Genomic DNA, 4,180 nt, shown 5'->3' on the forward strand with positions numbered 1-4,180 from the left:
GCCTGCCGCGCGGGGCCGGTGTCCTCGGCGGCCCGCGCCGACGGGATGAACGCGGCGACGGCGGCGGAGCCCAGCGCTGCGGCGCCGCCGATCAGCAGCCCGACGCGGAAGCCGTTCTCGGACGGCAGGGAGACCGGGCCCAGCCGGGTCGTCATCTGGGCGAGGACGACTCCGATGACGGCGGCCGCCGACGACGTGCCGAGCGAACGCATCAGCGTGTTGAAGCTGTTGGCGGAGCCGGTCTCCGAGCGCGGCACCGACCCCATGATGAGCGCGGGCATCGCCCCGTACGCGAAGCCCACGCCCGTGCTGATGACGAGGCCGACGAGCATCAGACCCCAGGCCGTGCCGATCAGCGGCTGCGCCAGCGCATAGCCGGCCGCGATCACCAACGAGCCCAGGATCAGGGTGAACTTGGGGCCGCGGGCGTTGGTGAGCTTTCCGCCGAGCGGCGAGATCAGCATCATCATCACGCCCGCCGGGGCCAGCCACAGCCCCATCGCGAGCATCGACTGGCCCAGCCCGTAGCCGGTGGCCTCGGGCAGCCGCAGGATCTGCGGGGAGATCAGCGACTGCGCGTACATCCCGAAGCCGACCAGGATCGAGGCGGCGTTGGTCAGCAGGACGCGCGGCGCGGCGGTCGTGCGCAGGTCGACCAGCGGGTCCCGGGTGTGCAGTTCCCAGCGGATCCAGGCGAGCAGCAGCACGGCGGCCGCGGCGAACAGCCCGAGCGTCGTGCCGCTGCCCCAGCCCCAGTCGGCGCCCTTCGACACGGCGAGAAGCAGGCACAGCACGCCGGCCCCGAGGCCGACGGCTCCGACGACGTCGAAGCGCTGCCCTGCGGCGCTCGCCGGCGAGCCGGGCACGAGGAACCAGATCATCAGGAAGACGGCGAGCGCCAGCGCGGCGGCGCCCCAGAACAGCACGCGCCAGCTGGAGTACTGGACCACGGCGGCGGCGATCGGCAGGCCGAGCGCGGCGCCGATCCCGAGCGAGGCGCTGACGAGGGCTATGGCGCCGCTGAGGCGCTCCGGCGCGATGACGTCGCGCAGCAGGCTGATGCCGAGCGGGATCACGGCCATGCCGATGCCCTGCAGACCGCGGCCGACGAGCATCGGCACGAACGACGACGACACGGCGCACAGCGCCGATCCGGCGACCAGCGGGACGCAGCACACGAGCAGCATCCGCCGTTTGCCGTACAGGTCGCCGAGGCGGCCGCCGACGGGGCCGAACACGGCGCCGCCGAGCAGCGTGACGGTGACCACCCACGTCGCGTTCGAGGCACTGGTGTGCAGGATGTCGGGCAGTTCGGTGAGCAGCGGCATGACCAGCGTCTGCATGACCGAGGCGACGATGCCCGCCAGGGCGAGGGTCGCGATGACACCGCCCGGCCGGGTGGCGGGGGCCGCGGGAGCGGCGGAGGCCTCAGAGGCCATCGGAGAGTCTCCTTGGAAGCTCAACTGCACGAACGGACAGGGGAGTTCGGTCTCTCCATGGAGACAACGAGAGACACCGGGTCGATTTCCATCACCCGTCGGAAATCCTACACCTGTTGGAAATGTAGAGTGGAGCCGTGACCGCCCGAGCCGCCGACCCCCGCCCCCCGCGCTCCCGCGCCGCCCTGGAGGCCGCCCTGCGCGAGCTGATCGCCGAGCGGCCGCTGTCCCGGATCTCCGTCTCGGACGTCACCAAGAGCGCGGGCGTGAACCGTTCGACGTTCTACGAGCACTACGCGGACGTGGCCGATCTGGCGGCGTCCGCCTGCACCGCGGTCTTCGACGAACTGGTGGCCAAGACGCCGCAGAACGAGGCCGACTCCGCGGCGCCCGACGACGCACCGGGCAGCGTGCTCACTCCCCTGTTCACGCACGTCGCCGAGCACGCCGCCCTGTACCGCGCGCTGCTCGGCGACAGCGGCAGCGCCCGCGTGCACAACCACCTGCTGCGCCGCCTCACGGTCTCCGTGCAGACCTCCCGCGCCCGCGCGGCCGGCACGCCGGACGACGTCGCGGCCTACGACCCGACGGCGGCGTTCGTCGCGGGCGCGCTGCTGGGCGCGATCGTCGACTGGCTCGGGCACGACCGCCCGATCGACCCGGACGAGCTCGGCGCGGCGCTGTGGCCCCAGCTGCTCGGGGCGGCGCAGAGCGTACGGCGACCCTCTTCACAATAGTTCGTAATTAATTGATAGTTGGGGCCATGACAGCAGCGAGCCGGCTCCACTTCGGCGGGGACTACAACCCCGAGCAGTGGCCCGAGGAGACCTGGGCCGAGGACATGCTCCTGATGAAGGAGGCCGGGGTCACCATGGTGACGGCCGGGATCTTCTCCTGGGCGAAGGTCGAACCGCGGCCTGGGGAGTACGACTTCGGGTGGTTCGACCGCGTCATGGACCACCTCGGCGACGCGGGGATCCGCGTCTGTCTCGCGACCATGACCGCGTCGCCGCCGCCCTGGCTGTCCCGGCTGCACCCGGAGGTCCTGCCCGAGTCGGCGGACGGCAGCCGCAGATGGCCCGGCGGGCGGCAGCACTACTGCCCCTCCAGCCCCGTCTATCGCACGTACGCCGCCCGCCTCGTCGAACGACTCGCGACGCGCTACGCCGAGCACCCGGCGCTGGACACCTGGCACGTCGGCAACGAGTACGGCTGCCACACCCGGCAGTGCTACTGCGACGTGTCGGCTGCCGACTTCCGTCGCTGGCTGGGCGAGCGCTACGGCACCGTGGAGGAGCTCAACGACGCCTGGTCCACGGCCTTTTGGTCCCAGCGCTACGACACGTTCGACGAGGTGCTGCCGCCGCGTCTCGCGCCCACCTTCGCCAACCCCGCCCAGCAGCTGGACTACTGGCGCTTCAGTGACGACGCGCTGCGCCAGTGCTATCTCGCCGAGCACGCGGTGCTGCGCCGCGTCACACCGGACGTCCCCGTCACCACGAACCTGATGCCGCAGCACAAGCCGGTCGACGCCTTCGCCTGGGCGCCGCACCAGGACGTGATGTCCCTGGACTACTACCAGGACCCGTACGACCCCATGGCGCACCGCGTCGCCGCCTTCAGCTTCGACCTGATGCGCTCGGCCCGCGACGGACAGCCCTGGATGCTGCTGGAGCAGGCGCCGAGCGCAGTCAACTGGCGTCCCCGCAACGGCCCCAAGAAGCCCGGCACGATGCGCCTGTGGAGCTGGCAGGCCGTCGCCCAGGGCGCGGACGCGGTGCTGTACTTCCAGTGGCGCCAATCACGCGGCGGCGCCGAGAAGTTCCACTCGGCGATGCTCCCACACGCCGGCACCGACACCCGCGTCTTCCGTGAAGTGGCGGACCTGGGGCGGGAGTTGGCGTCCGTCCCGGAGATCGCCGGGACCCGCTCCCGGGCGGACGCGGCCCTGCTGACGGACTGGAACAGCTGGTGGGCGCTGGAGCTGGACTCGCATCCGTCCACGTCCCTCGACCAGAGCCTCATCAACCGCGCGCACCATCAGACCCTGTTCGAGGCGGGCGTCGCCTGCGACATCCTCCCGCCGGACCGCGACCTGAGCGCGTACCGGCTCGTCGTCGTCCCCAACCTCTACCTGCTCACGGAGGACGACGCCCGCCGCCTGGAGGCGTACGTGGAGGGCGGCGGACACCTCCTCGTCTCCTTCTTCTCCGGGATCGTCGACGAGTGCGACCGAATCCGACCGGGCGGCTACCCGGCCCACTTGCGGCGCCTGCTGGGCCTGCGCACGGAGGAGTTCTGGCCGCTCGACGAGGGCGCCCGCGTGTCCGTGCACGGCGCGCTGAACGGTACGGCCGACCTGTGGTCCGAGGTCATCCACCTGGAGGGCGCCGAGGCCGTCGCCCGCTTCACGGACGGAGACCTCGCGGGCGGCCCCGCCGTCACCCGGCACGCGTTCGGATCGGGCACCGCCTGGTACCTCGGCACGCGGCTCGACGCGACGGCGATGCGCGCGCTGATGGACCAGGTGCGCGCGGCGGCGGACGTCCGGCCGGTGCTTCCCGGGCTGCCCGCGCACGTCCAGGCCACCGTCCGCGAAGGCGCGGGCACCCGCTTCCTGTTCCTGCTCAACCACGGTCCGGGCAGTGCCGTCGTGGAACTGCCCGCGCCCCTGCGCGACCGGCTGCGCCCCGACGCGGAACCGGCCGCCACGGTCACGCTCGCACCGCGCGGCGTCGCCG

General features: G+C 72.2%; 3 protein-coding genes. 2 read left to right on the forward strand and 1 reads right to left on the reverse strand.

Annotation, left to right across the window (positions count from 1 at the left end; all coding sequences use genetic code 11):
- A partial coding sequence (locus G3I40_RS13115; protein WP_164302340.1) for an MFS transporter occupies window positions 1-1,439 on the reverse strand: 1,439 nt, incomplete at its 3' end.
- Window positions 1,440-1,576: 137 nt separating this feature from the next.
- Between G3I40_RS13115 and G3I40_RS13120 the strand changes: the two genes are divergently transcribed.
- Both G3I40_RS13120 and G3I40_RS13125 read left to right on the forward strand, forming a co-directional pair.
- A complete protein-coding gene (locus G3I40_RS13120) occupies window positions 1,577-2,176 on the forward strand; it encodes a TetR/AcrR family transcriptional regulator (RefSeq protein WP_343244915.1) in 600 nt (199 codons plus the stop codon).
- 26 nt (window positions 2,177-2,202) lie between these two features.
- A partial coding sequence (locus G3I40_RS13125) for a beta-galactosidase (RefSeq protein WP_164302341.1) occupies window positions 2,203-4,180 on the forward strand: 1,978 nt, incomplete at its 3' end.

Source organism: Streptomyces sp. SID14478 (assembly GCF_010548525.1).
In the GTDB taxonomy this organism is placed as follows: Bacteria; Actinomycetota; Actinomycetes; order Streptomycetales; family Streptomycetaceae; genus Streptomyces.